The sequence below is a fragment of the Kitasatospora sp. MAA19 genome (assembly GCF_029894125.1).
Classification (GTDB): Bacteria; Actinomycetota; Actinomycetes; order Streptomycetales; family Streptomycetaceae; genus Kitasatospora.
This window is the reverse complement of sequence record NZ_JARXYZ010000004.1, coordinates 1-20,167: the sequence shown is the minus strand read 5'-3', so window position 1 is coordinate 20,167 and position 20,167 is coordinate 1. Positions and strand designations below refer to the sequence as shown.

At 73.8% G+C, this 20,167-nt stretch carries 11 protein-coding genes and 1 pseudogene; 10 read left to right on the top strand and 2 right to left on the bottom strand.

The window, feature by feature from the left end:
* Positions 1-105 precede the first annotated feature (105 nt).
* The 7 genes from P3T27_RS08135 to P3T27_RS08105 all read left to right on the top strand — a co-directional run bounded on the left by P3T27_RS08135 (position 106) and on the right by P3T27_RS08105 (position 12,843).
* Positions 106-3,039 (top strand): EAL domain-containing protein, encoded by a 2,934-nt coding sequence (locus tag P3T27_RS08135; RefSeq protein WP_280676584.1) that lies wholly within the window; start codon positions 106-108, stop codon positions 3,037-3,039.
* 330 nt (positions 3,040-3,369) lie between these two features.
* A complete protein-coding gene (locus P3T27_RS08130) occupies positions 3,370-5,223 on the top strand; it encodes an acetolactate synthase large subunit (RefSeq protein WP_280675843.1) in 1,854 nt (617 codons plus the stop codon).
* Positions 5,224-5,292: 69 nt separating this feature from the next.
* Positions 5,293-5,817, top strand: coding sequence for an acetolactate synthase small subunit (ilvN, locus tag P3T27_RS08125; RefSeq protein WP_030302941.1), 525 nt, complete (start codon positions 5,293-5,295; stop codon positions 5,815-5,817).
* Positions 5,818-5,931: 114 nt separating this feature from the next.
* Positions 5,932-6,930, top strand: coding sequence for a ketol-acid reductoisomerase (gene ilvC, locus P3T27_RS08120; protein WP_280675837.1), 999 nt, complete (start codon positions 5,932-5,934; stop codon positions 6,928-6,930).
* Positions 6,931-7,159: 229 nt separating this feature from the next.
* Positions 7,160-8,743, top strand: coding sequence for a phosphoglycerate dehydrogenase (serA, locus tag P3T27_RS08115; protein ID WP_280675835.1), 1,584 nt, complete (start codon positions 7,160-7,162; stop codon positions 8,741-8,743).
* A gap of 327 nt (positions 8,744-9,070) precedes the next feature.
* Positions 9,071-9,232, top strand: coding sequence for a hypothetical protein (locus P3T27_RS08110; RefSeq protein ID WP_280675833.1), 162 nt, complete (start codon positions 9,071-9,073; stop codon positions 9,230-9,232).
* A gap of 275 nt (positions 9,233-9,507) precedes the next feature.
* Positions 9,508-12,843 carry a S8 family serine peptidase gene (locus tag P3T27_RS08105; RefSeq protein ID WP_280675831.1) on the top strand — a complete coding sequence of 1,112 codons (3,336 nt, stop codon included), beginning with the start codon at positions 9,508-9,510 and terminating at the stop codon, positions 12,841-12,843.
* Positions 12,844-12,951: 108 nt separating this feature from the next.
* Here the strand turns inward: P3T27_RS08105 and P3T27_RS08100 are convergent, their stop codons facing one another.
* Positions 12,952-15,435, bottom strand: coding sequence for a YfhO family protein (locus P3T27_RS08100; RefSeq protein ID WP_280675829.1), 2,484 nt, complete (start codon positions 15,433-15,435; stop codon positions 12,952-12,954).
* Positions 15,436-15,638: 203 nt separating this feature from the next.
* Here P3T27_RS08100 and P3T27_RS08095 point away from each other — a divergent pair, with 203 nt between their 5' ends.
* The 3 genes from P3T27_RS08095 (at position 15,639) to cimA (ending at position 20,005) form a co-directional block, all read left to right on the top strand.
* Positions 15,639-16,676, top strand: a complete 1,038-nt coding sequence (locus P3T27_RS08095) for a 3-isopropylmalate dehydrogenase (protein WP_280675827.1) — start codon at positions 15,639-15,641, stop codon at positions 16,674-16,676.
* Positions 16,677-16,923: 247 nt separating this feature from the next.
* Positions 16,924-18,036, top strand: coding sequence for a branched-chain amino acid aminotransferase (locus P3T27_RS08090; RefSeq protein ID WP_280675825.1), 1,113 nt, complete (start codon positions 16,924-16,926; stop codon positions 18,034-18,036).
* Between the two features lie 349 nt (positions 18,037-18,385).
* Positions 18,386-20,005 carry a citramalate synthase gene (gene cimA / locus P3T27_RS08085; RefSeq protein ID WP_280675823.1) on the top strand — a complete coding sequence of 540 codons (1,620 nt, stop codon included), beginning with the start codon at positions 18,386-18,388 and terminating at the stop codon, positions 20,003-20,005.
* Between the two features lie 67 nt (positions 20,006-20,072).
* Here cimA and P3T27_RS08080 read toward each other — a convergent pair.
* A pseudogene (locus tag P3T27_RS08080) lies at positions 20,073-20,167 on the bottom strand (ATP-binding protein); the annotation flags it as partial.

Here is a 20,167-nt window from a genome sequence, read left to right as displayed (position 1 = left end):
CGAGTGAGCTCCACCGATACGGTGCGGCCCGGTGCCGGACGGCCGGGCGTGCCGCCCGCCGACCCGTCCGTTCCCGGCGTGTCCGCACCCGACCGGCGCGGCCCGCTGCGCCGGCTCCGGGGGAGCCGCGCCCTGCCCGGCCTCGTCCTGGGCGCACTCTGTCTGGCCTACGCCCTGGGCGCCTCCACCGGCTGGGGATCGCCACAACTCTCCATCTTCATGGGCGACTTCGGCCTGGCCGCGGCGGCCCTCGCGGCCGCACTGTCCTGCCTGGTGTACGGCTGCACGGTCGGCGGGCACGCCCGAACGGCGTGGCTGCTGTTCGGCCTCTCCTCGCTCGTGGTGGCCTTCGGCAACGGCACCTGGGGCTGGTACGAACTCGTCGCCCGCACCCCGTTGCCGCAGGACTCGCTCGCCGAGTACGCCTTCCTGCTGTTCTCCCCGCTCGCCATCACCGGTGTCCTGGTGCTCGCCCAGCGCCCGCGCTCCGCCGCCGGCTGGCTCTGCCTGCTGCTCGACGGCTGGCTGATCGCCGGCTCGCTGTTCACCCTCAGCTGGAGCCTGGCACTCGGCCGGATCGCCGCCGGCGAGGACGGCTCGCCGCTGCGCCTGGCCCTCAACCTGGCCTACCCGGTGCTGGACATCCTGCTGGTCAGCCTGGTGGTCGGACTGCGTTTCGGTGGTCGGGACGGCAACCGGGCCGCCGTGCACACCGCGATGGTCGCGCTCGCCGTCACCGTCCTGTGCGACGCCCTGTTCACCTCCCCGGAGCTGCGCAGCGACTACCACTCGGGCGAACTGCTGGACGCCGGCTGGTTCTCCGGCAGCCTGCTGCTGGCCTGGGCGCCCTGGTCGCCGCGCTGGCGCCGCCCGCTGCGCGAGCACCCCTCGGTCGGCGGCCTGCCGCGCCGCCGGGTCGCCACCACCTTCAGCGCGCTCACCCCGTACGCGGCCGCCGCGGTGTGCACCGCCGGAATCCTCTACAACGCGCTGGGCGGGCGGGAGTTGGACCGGGTGGTGGCCGCGGCCGCCTGCACCGTCGGCCTGGCGCTCATCCTGCGCCAGGGTGTGATGCTGCTGGACAACCTGTCGCTCGCCCAGGAACTCGCCCACAAGGAGGCGCACTTCCGCTCCCTGGTGCAGGGCTCCAGCGACGTCATCATGATCGCCGGCGCCAACGGCGTGCTCTCCTACGTCTCCCCGGCCGCGCTCGGCGTCTACGGGCGGGACCCGGAGGAACTGGTCGGCGGCAACCTGCTGGATCTGGTCCACCCCGAGGACGTGGACCGGGTGCTCGCCGAGGTCCGCCGCTACCTGGCGAGGGTCCGGCTCACCGCCCACCGCTCCCCGGGTGCCGCCGAACCGTCCGCCCGGGTGGAGTGCCGGATCAGCTCCGGCGGCGGCGAGTGGCTGCACGTCGAGTCGACGGTCAGCCGGCACCGCGACGGGCTGCTCCTCAACAGCCGGGACGTCACCGAACGGGTGATACTCCAGGCCCAGTTGCAGCACAACGCCTTCCACGACCCGCTCACCGACCTGCCCAACCGGGCGCTGTTCGCCCAGCGGCTGTGGGCCGCCCTCGGCGCCCGTGGCCAGCAGGGCGAGGCCGGCGCCGGGGTCGCGGTGCTCTTCCTCGACCTGGACGGCTTCAAGGCGGTCAACGACACCGCCGGCCACCAGGTCGGCGACGAACTGCTGGTGCAGGCCGCCCGTCGGCTCCAGGGCGCCGTCCGCTGCGGGGACACCGTCGCCCGGTTCGGCGGCGACGAGTTCGCCGCACTGGTCTGCGGCCCGCTCGGCCGGCTCCAGGTCCAGGAACTCGCCGAGCGGCTGCGGATCGCGCTCTCCGAGCCGTACTGGATCGGCGGCGCCGAACTCGGCGTCGCCGCCAGCATCGGCATCGCCTTCGGCACCCCCGAACGCGGCCCGGCCGCCGACCCGCGGGCGGCCACCGACGAGCTGATGCGCAACGCCGATCTCGCGATGTACCGGGCCAAGTCCGAGGGCAAGGGCCGGGTGGTGCTCTACACCCCGGCGATGCGGGCCGACCTGGAGCGCCGCACCGAACTGGAGGAACGGCTGCGGATCGCCGTCCGGGAGGGCGGCTTCACCCTGCTCCACCAGCCCGTGGTGGACCTCGGCAGCGGCGCGGTGACCGGCGTCGAGGCGCAGGCCCGCTGGCGCTCGGCGGGCGACCTGCTGCTCACCCCGGCCGAGTTCCTGCGCTCGGCCGAGCACGGCGACGCGGCCACCCGGTTCTCCCGCTGGCTGATCCAGGAGGCGGTGACGGCCGCCGCCGCCCGGCGCGGTCAGTCCGGCCGCAACCGCACGGCCCCCGCTCCCGTCCCGGTCTCGGTCCGGCTCTCCACCGAGCGGCTCTGCACGCCCGGCCTGTACGAGACGGTGGCCGCGGCGCTGCGCGACAGCCGGCTGCCGGCCGGCGAGCTGGTGATCGAGGTGGCCCGGATGGGTCCGGACTCGCTTGCCGACGAACTCGGCCGCCGGCTGGCCGCGTTGCGCCGGCTCGGGGTCACCACCGTGCTGGCCGGCTACGGCGCCGGCAGCGGTTCGCTCGGCGAGCTGGCCCGGCTGCCCCTCGACGGGCTCAAGCTGGACCGCACGCTGGTGCAGGACCTCGGGGAGTCCGCCCTCAGCCGCACGCTCGCCGGGCACGCCCTGCGGCTCGGCCGCGACCTCGGTCTGGTCACCGCCGCCGAGGGGGTGGACCTGCCCCGCCAGGTGGCCGCGCTCCAGGAGCTGGGCTGCCGCCAGGGCCAGGGTTCGGCCTTCGCGCCGCCGCTGGACGAGACCCGGCTGCGCCGGGCGCTGGTGCGCCGCGGCTACCCGCTGCCGAGGCCGCTCGGCTCGGTCTCGGCCCGGCGCGCGTACCTCGCCGCAGAGACCCGGACGGGTGGCTGCGGGGAGGGCGGCGGGGGGCGTGTCGTACATCACCACGGTGCCCCCGACCTGCCCGAACACCGCGCGGCGACCGGTCCAGGACCAGGTCCGCATGGCGAGACGGTCATCCCACCTGCTTGACACGTGCCCCCGGTCAGGAGGAGGGTCGTTGCCATGCGCACCCGAATTCTCGTACTTGGCGGGCGCGTCGGCTGAGCGGGCTCACACGCCCCGCTTGTGACAGACCGACGCGCCACCCCTCGCATGCCCTTGGCACGAGGGGTTTTTTGTTGCACTGACGCTGTTCCACCACCGCAAGACCCCTGGCCCCGACCGCCCGATCCGCCCCGACTCGCGGGGAGGAAGCGGGACGATTGAGGCAGAGCCGGCGATCGGCCCGAAACCGGGACCCCCCTCGCACCACGGGGCCCGCAACCACCGGGCCGGCAAAATCCGAGAAGAGACAGGCAGATGACTGAGCACGCCGCATCCCCCCGCCGCGGGGACACCCCGGCCGCACACGCTCCCGCTCCCCAGCACGTCGTCGAAACCATGACCGGCGCCCAGTCGCTCATCCGCTCCCTGGAGGCCGTAGGCGCGGACACCGTCTTCGGCATCCCGGGCGGGGCCATCCTTCCCGCGTACGACCCGCTGATGGATTCGTCCAAGGTGCGCCACATCCTGGTCCGGCACGAGCAGGGCGCCGGCCACGCCGCCACCGGCTACGCCCAGGCCACCGGCCGGGTCGGGGTCTGCATGGCCACCTCCGGACCGGGCGCGACCAACCTGGTGACCCCGATCGCCGACGCCTACATGGACTCGGTGCCGATCGTCGCGATCACCGGTCAGGTCTCCTCCAAGGCGATCGGCACCGACGCCTTCCAGGAGGCGGACATCTGCGGCATCACGATGCCGATCACCAAGCACAACTACCTGGTCACCGACCCGGCCGAGATCCCCCGGGTGATCGCCGAGGCGTTCCACATCGCCGCCACCGGCCGCCCCGGCCCGGTCCTGGTCGACATCGCCAAGGACGCCCTGCAGGCCACCACCACCTTCCGCTGGCCGGTCGAGACCTCGCTGCCCGGCTACCGCCCGGTCACCAAGCCGCACGCCAAGCAGATCCGCGAGGCCGCGAAGCTGCTGGTGGGCGCCAAGCGCCCGGTGCTGTACGTCGGCGGCGGCGTGATCAAGGCTCAGGCCACGGCCGAGCTGCGGATCCTCGCCGAGCTGACCGGCGCCCCCGTGGTCACCACCCTGATGGCGCTCGGCGCCTTTCCCGACAGCCACCCGCAGCACCTGGGCATGCCCGGCATGCACGGCACCGTCCCGGCGGTCACCGCGCTGCAGAAGGCCGACCTGCTGTTCACCCTCGGCGCCCGCTTCGACGACCGCGTCACCGGCAAGCTGGACAGCTTCGCCCCGTACGCCAAGGTCGTCCACGCGGACATCGACCCGGCCGAGATCGGCAAGAACCGCCCCGCCGACGTGCCGATCGTCGGTGACGCCCGCGAGGTGCTGGCCGACCTGATCGTGGCCGTCCAGGCCGAGTTCGACGCCGGCCACAAGAGCGACTACGCGGAGTGGTGGGAGAAGCTCGACGAGTGGAAGCGGACCTACCCGCTGGGCTACGAGCCGGCCCCCGGCGGCCAGCTGTCCCCGCAGCAGGTCATCGAGCGGATCGGCCGGCTGGTCGGCCCGGAGGCGGTCTACGCCGCGGGCGTCGGCCAGCACCAGATGTGGAGCTCGCAGTTCATCCAGTTCGAGAAGCCGGGCACCTGGCTCAACTCGGGCGGCGCGGGCACCATGGGCTACGCCGTCCCGGCCGCGATGGGCGCCAAGGCCGGCCGCCCGGACACCGTGGTGTGGGCGATCGACGGTGACGGCTGCTTCCAGATGACCAACCAGGAGCTGGTCACCTGCGCCCTGAACGACATCCCGATCAAGGTCGCGGTCATCAACAACGGCTCGCTCGGCATGGTCCGCCAGTGGCAGACGCTGTTCTACAACCAGCGCTACTCCAACACCGTGCTGCACGCCGGCCCCGACCACGACGGCATCGCGCCGCCGGCCCAGGGCACCCGGATCCCCGACTTCGTCCTGCTGTCCGAGGCGATGGGCTGCGTCGGCCTGCGCTGCGAGCGCCCCGAGGACCTCGACGCCGTCATCAAGCAGGCGATGGAGATCAACGACCGCCCGGTCGTCATCGACTTCATCGTCCACCAGGACGCCATGGTCTGGCCGATGGTCGCCGCCGGCACCAGCAACGACGAGATCCAGTTCGCCAAGGGCGTCCGCCCCGACTTCGGCGACGACCTCGACTGAGGCCCCCCGCCCACCGCCACCCTTCTTACGGCCGGCTACGCCGGGCCCCTCATGTGACTGAGGAACCCCATGTCCAAGCACACCCTCTCCGTCCTGGTCGAGAACAAGCCCGGCGTGCTCGCCCGCATCGCCGCGCTGTTCTCCCGTCGGGGCTTCAACATCGACTCCCTCGCCGTCGGCCCGACCGAGCATCCGGACGTGTCCCGGATGACCATCGTGGTCAACGTCGAGGACCTCCCGCTGGAACAGGTCACCAAGCAGCTCAACAAGCTCGTGAACGTGATAAAGATCGTCGAACTCGACCAGTCCGCTGCGATCCAGCGGGAACTGGTCCTGGTGAAGGTCCGCGCCGACAACGAGACCCGGTCGCAGATCGTCGAGATCGTCCAGCTGTTCCGTGCCAAGACCGTCGACGTGTCGCCCGACGCGGTGACCATCGAGGCCACCGGCAGCTCGGACAAGCTGGAGGCCATGCTCCGGATGCTGGAGCCTTACGGCATCAAGGAGTTGGTCCAGTCCGGCCTGGTCGCCATCGGGCGCGGCGCCCGTTCGATCACGGACCGCTCGCTGCGCGCCCTCGACCGCAGCGCCTGACAGCCCCGAGACTCCGACCGTCTCACCCCCTGAAGCACCGACCCACACCCCCGCCAGTACGCCTACGGTAGAGAGCGCGTACCCGGCAACCATCACGCAAGGAGATGTGCCCCCGTGGCCGAGCTGTTCTACGAAGACGACGCCGACCTGTCCATCATCCAGGGCCGCAAGGTCGCGGTCATCGGCTACGGCAGCCAGGGCCACGCCCACGCGCTGTCCCTGCGCGACTCGGGCGCCGACGTCCGGGTCGGCCTGAAGCCGGAGTCCACCTCCCGCGCCAAGGCGGAGGAGGCCGGCCTGCGCGTCGTCACCCCGGCCGAGGCCGCGGCCGAGGCCGACGTCATCATGATCCTGGTGCCGGACCCGATCCAGGCCGACGTCTACGAGGCCGACATCGCCCCGCACCTGAAGGCCGGCGACGCCCTGTTCTTCGGCCACGGCCTGAACATCCGCTTCGGCTTCATCAAGCCCCCGGCGGACGTCGACGTCTGCATGGTCGCCCCGAAGGGCCCGGGCCACCTGGTCCGCCGCCAGTACGAGGAGGGCCGCGGCGTCCCCGCGATCGTCGCCGTCGAGCAGGACGCCTCCGGCAAGGCCTTCGACCTGGCGCTGTCCTACGCCAAGGGCCTGGGCGCCACCAAGGCCGGCGTCATCAAGACCACCTTCACCGAGGAGACCGAGACCGACCTGTTCGGTGAGCAGGCCGTCCTCTGCGGTGGCACCGCCGCCCTGGTGAAGGCCGGGTTCGAGACCCTGGTCGAGGCCGGCTACCAGCCGGAGATCGCCTACTTCGAGTGCCTGCACGAGCTGAAGCTCATCGTCGACCTGATGTACGAGGGCGGCCTGGAGAAGATGCGCTGGTCGGTCTCCGAGACCGCCGAGTGGGGCGACTACGTCACCGGCCCGCGCATCATCACCGACGCCACCAAGGCCGAGATGAAGAAGGTCCTCGCCGAGATCCAGGACGGCACCTTCGCCAACACCTGGATCGCCGAGTACAAGGCCGGTCTGCCCAAGTACAACGAGTACAAGAAGGCCGACGAGGACCACCTGCTGGAGACCACCGGCAAGAAGCTGCGCTCGCTGATGAGCTGGGTCAACGAGAAGGCCTGAACCGGCCTCGGGCCCGGCCCGGTTTTGTCACGTCCTTGTACAAGTAGGCTGCTCCCGTCCGGGTGATTTCGCCGGACGGGAGCAGCCTGGTAACCAGCCCGTCGATACACTTCCGAGTGCGCGTCAGGCCCACAGCGTCGTGCGTCTACCTACGCGGCATGCCACCTTCCCTCGCCCTTCCACGCCACCTACGTGCCGGGGGAACCGGACAGTTAAGGACAACACTGTCGTGAGCAAATCCGTCGTTCTGATCGCCGAAGAGCTGTCGCCCGCCACCGTCGACGCCCTCGGCCCCGACTTCGAGATCCGCCACTGCAACGGTGCCGACCGCACCGAGCTGCTCACCGCGATCGCCGACGTCGACGCGATCTTGATCCGCTCCGCCACCAAGGTCGACGCGGAGGCGCTGGCCGCCGCCCGCAAGCTCAAGGTGGTCGCCCGGGCCGGCGTCGGCCTGGACAACGTGGACGTCGCCGCCGCCACCAAGGCCGGCGTGATGGTCGTCAACGCGCCGACCTCCAACATCGTCACCGCCGCCGAACTCGCCTGCGGCCTGCTGATCTCCGTCGCCCGCAACATCGCGCCGGCCAACACCGCGCTCAAGCAGGGCGAGTGGAAGCGCAACAAGTACACCGGCGTCGAGCTGAGCGAGAAGGTCCTCGGCGTCGTCGGCCTCGGCCGGATCGGTGTCCTGGTCGCCCAGCGGATGTCCGCGTTCGGCATGAAGATCGTCGCGTACGACCCCTACATCCAGGCCGCCCGCGCCGCCCAGATGGGCGTCAAGCTGGTCACCCTGGAGGAGCTGCTGGAGGTCTCGGACTTCATCACCGTCCACCTCCCCAAGACCCCCGAGACCATCGGCCTGATCGGCGACGAGGCGCTGCACAAGGTCAAGCCGAGCGTGCGCATCGTCAACGCCGCCCGCGGCGGCATCGTGGACGAGGAGGCGCTCGCCGGCGCCCTGCGCGACGGCCGGGTGGCCGGCGCCGGCCTGGACGTGTACGCCAAGGAGCCGTGCACCGACTCCCCGCTGTTCGCCTTCGACAACGTGGTCGCCACCCCGCACCTGGGCGCCTCCACCGACGAGGCGCAGGAGAAGGCCGGCATCTCGGTCGCCCGCTCGGTGCGCCTCGCGCTGGCCGGCGAGCTGGTACCGGACGCCGTCAACGTCCAGGGCGGCGTGATCGCCGAGGACGTCCGTCCGGGTCTGCCGCTGGCCGAGAAGCTCGGCCGGATCTTCACCGCGCTGGCCGGTGAGGTGGCCGTCCGGCTCGACGTCGAGGTCCGCGGCGAGATCACCCAGCACGACGTGAAGGTGCTCGAACTGTCCGCGCTGAAGGGCGTGTTCGAGGACGTGGTGGCGGAGACGGTGTCCTACGTCAACGCCCCGCTGTTCGCCCAGGAGCGCGGCGTCGAGGTGCGCCTGACCACCTCCAGCGAGAGCGCCGAGCACCGCAACGTGATCACCGTCCGCGGCACGCTCGCGGACGGCGAGGAGATCTCCATCTCCGGCACCCTGGCCGGCCCGAAGCAGACCCAGAAGATCGTCGGCGTGGACGCCTTCGACGTGGACGTGGCGCTCACCGACCACATGGCCTTCTTCAAGTACGAGGACCGCCCCGGCGTGGTCGGCGTGCTCGGCCGCCACCTCGGCGACGCCGGCATCAACATCGCCGGCATGCAGGTCGCCCGGGACGGCAGCGGCGCGCTCGCCTCCATCACCGTGGACAGCCAGATCCCGCAGGACGTGCTGTCGGCGATCGCCGCCGAGATCGGCGCCCGCTTCGCCCGCTCGGTCGACCTGGGCGCCTGAGCCCGGACGCCCCCCGGGGCCCGGACCGCCGTTCGCCGGCGGTCCGGGCCCCGTTGCGTTCCTCCGGGTGGTGACCGTCTCAGATACTAGGAAATCCAAGTATTCGTGCAGACACGGCCCGGGCCCGGCCGTACCGTGGAAGGGCCATACGGTGTGCCGCCCCTGCAGCCAGGGCGTGCGGCCCGTGTGCGCGTGCGCCCTCATCGGCAGGTGACCCCTGCCCCGGGCCCTCTCCCGTCGCCCGTGTGCGACGCCCTGCGCGCGACACCCCTTGACCTCCCCACTCTCCGCGTGCCCGGTGCACGCGTCGCCCCCAAGGAGCCCGGTATGCCCGCCATCGCAGACCGCCACGCCACCCCCGCCTCCGCCGCCACTCCCGTCCGTGCCCCGCGCCGCCGCCGGGCCGCCGAGCGGACCCCCTTCGCGGCCGCCGCCCTGCAGCGCTCGCTGGACCGCCGCGACAACGGCGGTGCGACCGGGCACCACTGAGGGGGCCGCCGCCGGGGCCGGGTGCGCTCCGGCATTCGGCCGCCCGCGTGGCCCTCGGTGCTCGGCCGCCGCCGTTCATCCGTCGAATAGGCCGCTCGGCCTGACGCCGGGTCACTCCGTCGAGTGCAACCGGCGGCCGTCCGAGGGAAGTTGCTCGCGCTCGTCAGCGCGATCATCCTAATTTGGGGCCCCCGGAAGGGTGATCGACGTTCGCGCGGGCGGGCGTCAGCGACACGGTGTGCGGATCAAGCCCCCCTGCCGGGGGAGAGGGCCCAGTGCGCCTGCCACCCGTCCGTCGACCCGTCACCCGGATCGGCCTCACCCTCGCCCTGCTGGCCGGGACCGCGGTGCTCGCCGCCCCCCCGGCCTCCGGCGGCCCCCCGAGGGAGCCGGCGCGGGCCGACCGAACGGCCTCCGTCCTGCTCGAACTCACCACCGAGCCGGCCGGCCCCGCCTGGCGGCGCGCGGCCGACGGGGCCCGGCGGGCCCGGCGCTCCCCGGAGGCCGTCCGCCGGGAGGCCGCCGACGCCGGCGCCGCCCAGCGGACCAAGGCCGACGAAGCCCTCGACCGGCTCGCCGAGGGCGTCCACCGGGTGGTCCCGGGCGCCGGTGAGATCTACCGCACCCGCACCCTGTTCACCGGCCTCGCGGTCACCGCGCCCGCCGCCCGGCTGCCCGCCCTGCGCGCGCTGCCCGGCGTCCGGGCCGTCCACCCGATCGTCCGCAAGCAGCGGGACAACGCCTACTCCGTCCCGCTGACCGGCGCCCCGCAGGTCTGGGCCGGTGCCACCGGCGACGGCAACACCGGCCAGGGGGTGCGGATCGGGATCATCGACAGCGGCATCGACTACACCCACGCCGACTTCGGCGGCCCCGGCACCGAGGCCGCCTTCCGCTCCGTCGAACGCGGCAAGCCCGCCCCGCCCGCCCTGTTCCCCAACGCCAAGGTGGTCGGCGGCAAGGACCTGGTCGGCGACGACTACAACCCCGACCCGTCCTCCCCGCACCACCAGCCCGTCCCGCACCCCAGCGACAACCCGATCGACTGCGACCGCAACGGGCACGGCACCCACGTCGCCGGCACCGCCGCCGGCTACGGCGTCACCGCGGACGGCCACCCGTACGCGGGCCCCTACCGGCCCGGGCTCGACCCCGCCTCGTTCAAGGTCGGCCCCGGCGCCGCCCCCGGCGCCCAGCTGTACGCGATCCGGGTCTTCGGCTGCGACGGCTCCACCGACCGGCTCGCCCAGGCCCTCGACGTCGCCGCCGACCCCAACGGCGACGGCGACCTCGGCGACCGCCTCGACGTCGTCAACCTCTCGCTCGGCAGCCGCTTCGGCAGCTCCGACGACACCGACGCCCTCGCCGTCGACCGGCTGGCCGCACTCGGCACCGTCGTGGTCGCCGCCGCCGGCAACGACGGCGACGTCTACGGCATCGGCGGCAGCCCCGGCACCGCCGCCCGGGCCATCGCCGTCGCCGCCTCCGTCGATCCGCACAGCGACGCCGACGGCCTCACCGTGCTCGCCCCCGCCGACCTGGCCGGGGTCGTCCCGGCGCACTGGAGCGAGCGCTACCAGGGCTGGTCCACTACCGACGTCAGCGGCCAACTCGCCCTGCCCGCCGACCAGTCGGACGGCTGCGCCGCCTTCAGCGAAGCCGACCGGCAGCGGCTCGCCGGAAAGATCGCCGTCCTCGCCTGGCGCACCCGCGACACCGAGCGGCCCTGCAACTCCGGCCCCCGGGCCGACCACGCCGCCGACGCCGGCGCGATCGGCGCGCTGTACGCCGCGGACACCGACCACCTCGCCGAGATCTCCGGCAACGACCGGATCCCGGCCGCCCTGCTCGCCCACGCCGACGGCGAACGGCTCCGGCAGGCCGCCGCGGCCGGGCCCGTGCGGATCCGGCTCGCCGCCCCCGGCAACCCGCTGCACGGCTCGGTCTCCCAGAACCAGCCCGCCCGCACCGACACCCTCACCGACTTCACCTCCCGCGGCATCGGCGTCCCCGGCGTCGTCAAGCCCGACCTGGCCGCCCCCGGCGAGACCATCTGGTCCGCCCTGGTCGCCAGCGGCAGCGGCGGGCAGCGCGAGGACGGCACCTCGATGGCCACCCCGCACGTCACCGGCCTCGCCGCCCTCGTCCGCGCCGCCCACCCGGACTGGCCGGTCGAGCAGCTCAAGGCCGCGCTGATGAACACCGCCGGCGACACCTGGCTCGGCGACGACCACGGCGGACCGGTCTACGGCCCCGAACGCACCGGCGCCGGGCGCGCCCAGGTCGACCGGGCCGTCCACACCCCCGTCGTCGCCTACGCGGCCGGCGAGGGCGCGCCCGAGGGCAGCGTCGGCGTCTCCTTCGGGCCGGTCGAGATCGCCGGGCCGACCACCCTCGGCCGCGACATCGAGGTGCGCAACCACGCGGACCGGCCGCTGCGTTACCGCACCGGCTACGCGGCCGCCACCGAACAGCCCGGCGCCGGCTTCGAGGTGACGCCCGCGCAGGTCGACGTCCCGGCCGGCGGCACCGCGCGGGTGCACGTCACCCTCGCCGTCCCCGGGGAGCTGGGCCGCGCCCCCGACCCCACCATCGACACCCTGCAGGGCGGCAAGGCCCGCAGCTACCGCGGCGAACTCTCCGGCCGCGTCCTGCTCACCCCCGTCACCGACCCGGCCCTGCCCCAACTGCGCGTCCCCGTCCTCGCCGCCCCGCGCCCGGTCGGCGACCTCACCGCCACCGCCGCCGCCCGCACCACCCGGGACGGCACCCTCGTCGTGCTCGGCGGCAGCGCCGCCCCCGGGAACCGGCCCGGACTCGTCACCGCCCTCACCCTCGGCGGTGAGGGCACGCGCTGGGCCGACTGCCCGCCGGACGGCGGCGCCGCCGTCGGACCCGGCGCCGGCATCCGGCCCGAGGACGCCGCGGACCCGGCCGGACCCCCGCAGGACGTCTGCGTCGAACACCCCGGCGATCGGGCCGCCAACCTGCGGGCCGCCGGCGCCGCCGCCTCCGCCGACCTGCTCTACGTGGGCGCCCAACTCTGGGCCCCGGCCGCCACCCCGGTCGGGCTCTACGGCGTACGGGTCTCCCTGGACACCGACGGCGACGGCACCGCCGACGTCATCCTCGAAGCCGACCGGCTGCGCGGCAGCGACGTCCTGGTCTCCCGCGCCCTCGACGCCCGTACCGGCGCCGAACTCGACGTCCAGCCGCTCAACGGCCACTGGGGCGACACCGACACCGGCCTGCTGGACAGCGACGTCCTCGTCCTCCCGGTCCGGCTGAGCGCCCTCCCCGGCATCCGGGAAGGCCACAGCACCGTCCAGTACGGCGTCTGGACCGGCACCGTCTCCCCGGGCAAGCCGGACCCGGCCGAGGCCTACTCCACCATCGGCCTGCGCGGCACCCGCCCCGGCCTCCCGCTCGACGTCCTCCACCCGGCCGTCGACATCCGGGCCGGCCTCGGCGGCCCCGCCGCCATCGCCACCGCGGTCCGGCCCGGCACCGTCCTCGACGTCCACCGCGCCACCGGCGACACCTCCCGCCTCCTGCTGCTCCACCACCTCAACACCGCCGCCCACCGGGGCCAGGTGATCGCCCTGCCCTGACCGCCCGTGCACCAGGGGCGGCCCGCCGATTCCGGTGGGCCGCCCCTTCGGCGTTCCTCCGCCGGGCTCGCCCCGCCGCGGCGGGGAGACCCGCGCCGGGCGCTGCGCTCAGGCGCGGCCGGCGGCCCGGGCGGCGAGGCGGCGGGTGCGGCGCGGGGTGCGGGTGGGGCGTCGGGAGAGCCGGGTGAAGACGGTGACCAGGGCGAGGGCGGCGGCGGTGGCGGAGGTGACGGTGAGGCCCTCGGTGAGGCCGGGCGGGCGGAACGCGCAGGCGATCCGGTCGGCTCCGCCGCCGAGCGGCACCCCGATCATGCCCAGGACCGGCGTCGGCACGGCGTACCGGCCGCCGCCCGCCGCGCAGGTCCAGCCCTCGGTGGCCGGGACGGACAGCAGCGCGGTGCCGGTGGAGCCGGCCGGGAGGGTCGCGGAGAGGGAGTGCCCGCCGGCCGTCACCTGCGTCGCGCCGGTGGCGGTGAGGCGGGCGACCGCGGCGTCCAGGGCGCCGGGCCGCAGGCAGCCGATCGGGCGGGCGGGGATCTGGCCGACGGTGTCGGACCGCAGCGTCACCCGGACCGTCCCGTCGGCGGGGACGGGCCCGAGCCGGTGGATCGCGACGGCGGTGGTGGGCTGCTCGCCGTCGCTGCGGTAGGTGGTACCGAGGCCGCTGACCGTGCCCCGGTACCAGACGCCGTGGAAGTAGGCCGTCCCGCCGGGGGTGCAGGTCGCGGTGAGGACGGTGCCTTCGGCGCCGCCGGGCAGCGACCAACCGCTGGTGCCGTGCAGGGTGGGTGCCGGGCCGCCCGCCGGGGTGGGCAGCGGGGCGTCGTACACCCGGCTGCCGAGCAGCGACTCCTGCCGGGACCAGACCGAGGAGGTGTCCGGCCGGGCGCCCGGCGGCAGCACGGTGACCAGCGGCGGCGCGGCGGCCCGGCCGGGGGTGAAGCCGTCCGGGGGCGGCCCGTCGTCGAGGTGGGCGCGGACGGCGAACAGGGCCTGCCCGACCGGGTCGGTGACGCTGGTGGTCTGTCGCCCGCCGGCCGTCCAGCCCGCGCCGAGGTCGTGCGGCAGCAGGGCGGCGACGGTGGGCAGGTAGCCGCTGAAGTAGCCGCCGCCCTGGCCGTCCAGCAGCAGTGGGTCGTTGGTGGTGAAGGCGTGCGGGCCGGGGTCGCTGCGGCCCCGGGGCCAGTCGGCGGCGCTGCGGACCGCCGTGTACCCGGCCCGGACGGCGGCGGCCGAGGGGCCGCCGGCCGGGGCGGCGGAGAGCGCCGCGTAGCCGGACCAGACGGCGTTGCCGAGCACCGCGCCGCCCACCACCCAGGTGGCGACGGCGACGGCCCGGCGGTCGGTGTGCCGGTGGTCCAGGGTCCGGAGCGCGGCGAGCAGGACGGCGCCGCCGACGGCCAGCAGCACCCAGGTAGAGGTGCGGACCGAGTGCCGCCCCGCCGCCAGCACGGCGATCACCGCGACCACGGCGGCGCCGCCCAGCAGGGTGAGCAGGTCCGGCCGGTGCGCCAGCGACACCCAGCCGGCCAGCACCAGCAGGCCGCTGAGCGCGAACGCGACCCGGTACGGCCCGCCGGCCGGGATCGCCAGGCCGTGCCAGACCAGCACGGTCGGGGTCCAGACGAAGCTGAGCACCACCAGCGCCAGCACCCCGCACCACACCGCCCGCTCCCGTACCCGCACCCGCCGGTTGAACGGCAGCCCGCACACCAGCAGCAGCCCCAGCAGGCCGATCGCGACGTCCGGCAGCGGCCGCCCGCCGTGGGTGGCGGGCAGCAGCTGCGCGAGGTGCCCGCCGAGACCGGACGGGCCGAGCGGCTGCACCGGGGACTCCGGCTGGGCGCCGCGCGCGGCCCGGACGGCGACGAACAGTACGGGGGAGGCGAGCAGGACGCCGGCGGTGGCCATGGTGACGGCCCGCCCGGTGACCCGCACCCGGTGCCGGAACAGCCGCGGGGTGGCGAACAGCCGGACGGCCAGCAGCAGTCCGGCCATCAGGGAGGCCAGCGCGGCGGTGTACAGGTTGCCCGCCCAGGCGAGGGTGACGCACAGCGAGCCGGCCACCCAGCGGCGCTCGTGCAGGCACCAGTCGGTGGCCAGGCCGAGCAGCGGCAGCGAGACCAGGCCCCAGAGCCACATCGGCGCCGCCCCGCCGACGTCCAGCACCCAGGCGCAGAGCCCGTACCCGACGGCGGCGAGCGCCCGCAGCCAGTGCGGGCCGGTGTGCAGCCGTCCGAGCAGGTGGGCCATCAGGGCGGTGCCGAGGCCGATGGTGGCCAGGGTGACCAGGAGGACCGCGAGCCGGCCCTGGTCGCGGGGGAGGAGTGCGGTCGGCCAGGAGAACGGGTTCATCAGGTAGGCGAAGAAGTCGGCCAGGAACGGGACGCCGTACCCGCTGTTCCAGTTGAACAGGAGGTCCCCGGCGGTCCGCCCGTGCAGCAGGTCCCACAGGTGGGCGTGGTACGGCACGGCGACCTCGCCCACCCCGGCCGGCCACGCCCCGTGCAGCCCCACCGCGAGCGTGTACCCGCCCATCGCCAGCCCGGCCGCACTCCCGCAGACCAGCACCTCCCGCCGCCGCTCGCCCATCTGCTGCTCGACCCCGTCCCACGAGGGAATCCCGGACCCCGCCACCCTAAGCGCGCCCCCCGCGCAGCACCGTCCGCACGCGCCCCCTCGAAGGGGTGACGAGGCGGTGGCCGCGCGCCCGGGCCGGCTGCCGGACCACCATGACGCGTCCGAATAGTGGACATGGGGTGTCATTCTCTGGGACGCCGGAGTAGGGTCCGAGCATGTCTCGCACGATTCGTCTCGCAGTTGTCCCCGGTGACGGCATCGGCCAGGAAGTGGTGGCCGAAGGTCTCAAGGTCCTGGGAGCCGTGCTTCCCGCCGAGGTGAAGCTGGAGACCACCGAGTACGACCTCGGCGCCCGGCGCTACCACCGGACCGGGGAGACGCTGCCGGACAGCGTGCTGGCGGAGCTGAAGTCGCACGACGCGATCCTGCTGGGCGCCATCGGCGACCCGAGCGTGCCGTCGGGCGTGCTGGAGCGGGGGCTGCTGCTGAAGCTGCGGTTCGCCTTCGACCACCACATCAACCTCCGTCCGGGCCGCCTGTTCCCCGGGGTGAAGTCCCCGCTGGCCGGTGAGCCGGACATCGACTTCGTGGTCGTCCGCGAGGGCACCGAGGGCCCGTACGTCGGCAACGGCGGCTCGCTGCGCACCGGGACCCCGCAGGAGGTGGCCACCGAGGTCAGCCTGAACACCGCGTTCGGCATCGAGCGCGTGGTGCGCGACGCCTACCGCCGGGCCCAGGCGCGGCCGCGCAAGAAGCTGACGCTGGTGCACAAGAACAACGTGCTGGTGCACGCCGGGCACCTGTGGTCGCGGATCTTCGCGGAGGTCGGCCGGGAGTTCCCCGAGGTCACCACCGACTACCTGCACGTCGACGCGGCGACCATCTTCTTCGTCACCCAGCCGGAGCGCTTCGACGTCATCGTCACCGACAACCTGTTCGGCGACATCCTGACCGACCTGGCCGCCGCCGTCACCGGCGGGATCGGCCTGGCCGCGAGCGGCAACATCAACCCGGGCGGCGAGTTCCCGTCGATGTTCGAGCCCGTGCACGGTTCGGCGCCGGACATCGCGGGCCAGGGCAAGGCCGACCCGACGGCCACCGTGCTGTCGGTCGCCATGCTGCTGGAGCACCTCGGCTTCGCCGCCGAGGCCGCCAAGGTCGAGGCCGCCGTCGCGGCGGACCTGACCGAGCGCACCGGCACCCGCAGCACCTCCGAGGTCGGCGACGCGCTCGCCACCCGAGTAGCCGGCTGACGGGCCGGATCCGAGCGACGGACCCCGGCCTGCGGGCCGGATCCGACCAAGGGTGCGGCCCGGGCGGGCCGCACCGCATAACCGCAGCTTGCAGCTCCCCAAGGAGCTGGCAACTGTTCGGCACGGCCCTCTGGATGCGAGTATCGACAGTGGGTCGTGCCGCTGTGCGTTCGTTCCGGTGTTCGCGTGCCGTGACGCGCAGCCGGCGGTGGCGACCCGGACCTACCCCACGGTGAAGGAAACAGCCATGAGCACGCCCACCCAGGCGCCCATCACGTTCGACCTCAAGCCTTCCGCCCACCCGCTGCCCACCGCGGAGCGCGAGGCCCGGCTGACGAACCCCGGCTTCGGCCGGGTCTTCACCGATCACATGGTCACCATCCGCTGGACCGAGGGCGTGGGCTGGCACGACGCCCAGCTGGCGCCGTACGCGCCGCTGGAGATCGACCCGGCGAACATGACCCTGCACTACGGCCAGGCGATCTTCGAGGGCCTCAAGGCCTACCGCCAGGCCGACGGCTCCATCGCGACCTTCCGCCCGGAGGCGAACGCCGCCCGTTTCCAGGCCTCGGCCCGCCGACTGGCGATGCCGGAGCTGCCGGTGGAGGCCTTCGTCGAGGCCGTCGAGCTGCTGGTCCAGCAGGACCAGGCCTGGGTGCCGAACGAGCCCGAGCAGAGCCTCTACCTGCGTCCGTTCATGTTCGCCACCGAGGTCGGCCTGGGTGTCCGCCCGGCCAACTCCTACCTGTTCATGATCATCGCCTCGCCGGCCGGCGCCTACTTCGCGGGCGGCGTCAAGCCGGTCTCGGTCTGGCTGTCCAAGGAGTACGTCCGGGCCGCGCCCGGCGGCACCGGCGCCGCCAAGTGCGCCGGCAACTACGCGGCCTCGCTGATCGCCCAGGCCGAGGCCGCCGAGAAGGGCTGCGACCAGGTGGTCTGGCTCGACGCCGCCGAGCACCGGTGGGTCGAGGAGATGGGCGGCATGAACCTGTACTTCGTCTTCGGCGAGGGCAAGGACGCGAAGATCGTCACCCCGGAGCTGTCCGGCGCCCTGCTGCCCGGCATCACCCGCGACTCGCTGCTCCGGCTCGCCGCCGACCTCGGCTACGCCGTGGAGGAGCGGAAGATCTCCACCGACGAGTGGCAGCAGGCCAACGCCGACGGCACCCTCACCGAGGTGTTCGCCTGCGGCACCGCCGCCGTCATCACCCCGGTCGGCTCGGTCAAGTCCGCCGCCGCCGACTGGACGGTCGGCACCGGCGAGCCCGGCCCGACCACCATGGAGCTGCGCCGGGCCCTGCTGGCCATCCAGGGCGGCCAGGCCCCCGACACCCACGGCTGGCTGCACAAGATCGTCTGATCCCGCAGCCGTCCCGGCCTGCCCGTTCCGCATCGCGAGACGGGCAGGCCGGATCCCGGAGCCTGTGCCAGACTGCGAGGGTGTCCTCGCTGTCGCTGATGATTAGCAGCAGGCGCGCCGGTCCGCAGTGACCGCTCCCGCAGGACCCGATGCGGAGCGACCACCAGCGTCCAGACCCGCGCGCAGACCTCTCGCACCCGCGAGGGGTCTTTTTGTTTCCTCGGACCGGCCGGAGCCCCCACAAGGGGCCCAGGGACACCGGGGCCGCGCGCGGGATGCTGGACAGTGGAGCCGGGACTCGAAATCCGGCAGAGCAGTACAAGCCTCCCCGAACGGAGAACCAGGGGTCATGACCGAGGTCAGCCGTACCGACGACAGTTTCCACGTGTTCGACACCACCCTGCGCGACGGCGCGCAGCGGGAGGGCATCAACCTGACGGTGGCGGACAAGCTGGCCATCGCCCGGCACCTGGACGAGTTCGGGGTGGGCTTCATCGAGGGCGGTTGGCCGGGGGCGAACCCGCGCGACACCGAGTTCTTCGCCCGGGCCGCCGCCGAACTGGACCTCCGGCACGCCCGGCTGGTCGCCTTCGGCGCCACCCGCCGGGCCGGCGGGAAGGCCGCGGAGGACCCGCAGCTGGCCGCGCTGGTCGCCTCGGGCGCCCCGGTCGTCACCCTCGTCGCCAAGGCGCACGACCGTCACGTCGAGCTGGCGCTGCGCACCACCCTGGACGAGAACCTGGAGATGGTCCGGGACAGCGTCGAGTTCCTGCGCGCGCAGGGGCGGCGGGTGTTCATCGACTGCGAGCACTTCTTCGACGGCTACCGGGCGAACCGGGAGTACGCACTGGCCGTGGTCCGCACCGCGCACCAGGCCGGGGCCGACGTGGTGGTGCTCTGCGACACCAACGGCGGAATGCTGCCGGCCGGCGTCCGCGAGATCGTCGCCGACGTGCTCGCCCACTGCGAGAGCTACCAGCCCGGTGCCCGGCTGGGCATCCACGCGCAGGACGACACCGGCTGCGCGGTGGCCAACACGCTGGCCGCGGTGGACGCCGGCGTCACCCACGTCCAGTGCACCGCCAACGGCTACGGCGAGCGGGTCGGCAACGCCAACCTGTTCCCGGTGGTCGGCGCGCTGGAGATCAAGTACGACCGGCGGGTGCTCCCCGAGGGCCGGCTCGCCGAGATGACCCGGATCTCGCACGCGATCGCCGAGATCGTCAACCTGGCCCCCTCCACCCACCAGCCGTACGTCGGCTACTCGGCCTTCGCGCACAAGGCGGGCCTGCACGCCTCCGCGATCAAGGTCGACCCGGACCTGTACCAGCACATCGACCCGGAGCGGGTCGGCAACACCATGCGGATGCTGGTCTCCGACATGGCCGGCCGCGCCTCGATCGAGCTCAAGGGCAAGGAACTCGGCTACGACCTGTCCACCGACCGGGACCTGGCCGGCCGGGTGGTGGCCAAGGTGAAGGAGCAGGAGAACCTCGGCTACACCTACGAGTCCGCCGACGCCTCCTTCGAGCTGCTGCTGCGCGACGAGGTGAGCGGCAGCCGGGACCGCTTCTACACCCTGGAGTCCTGGCGGACCATCAGCGAGCAGGGTCCGAACAGCTTCACCGGCAACGAGGCGACGGTGAAGCTCTGGGCGAAGGGGGAGCGCCGGATCGCCACCGGCGAGGGCAACGGCCCGGTGAACGCGCTGGACCAGGCGCTGCGCATCGCGCTGGAGGGGATCTACCCGCCGCTGGCCCGGTTCGAGCTGGTGGACTACAAGGTCCGCATCCTGGAGGGCCAGCACGGCACCGGCTCCAAGACCCGGGTGCTGATCGAGTCCACCGACGGCACGTCCACCTGGTCCACCGTCGGGGTGGCCGACAACGTGGTGGCCGCCTCCTGGCTGGCGCTGGAGGACGCCTACACCTACGGGCTGATCCGGGCCGGGCTGGAGCCCACCGCGTAGCGGGCGCCCGGTACGGCCGCGGCCCACGGACCTCCGCGCGAAGGTCCGTGGGCCACGGCCGTGTCCGTCATCGCAGTCGGGCGAGGAGGGCGTGTTCGACGAGGGTGATGAGGGCGCTCTTGGCGCTGTCGCGGCGGCGGGCGTCGAGGGTGATGACGGGGG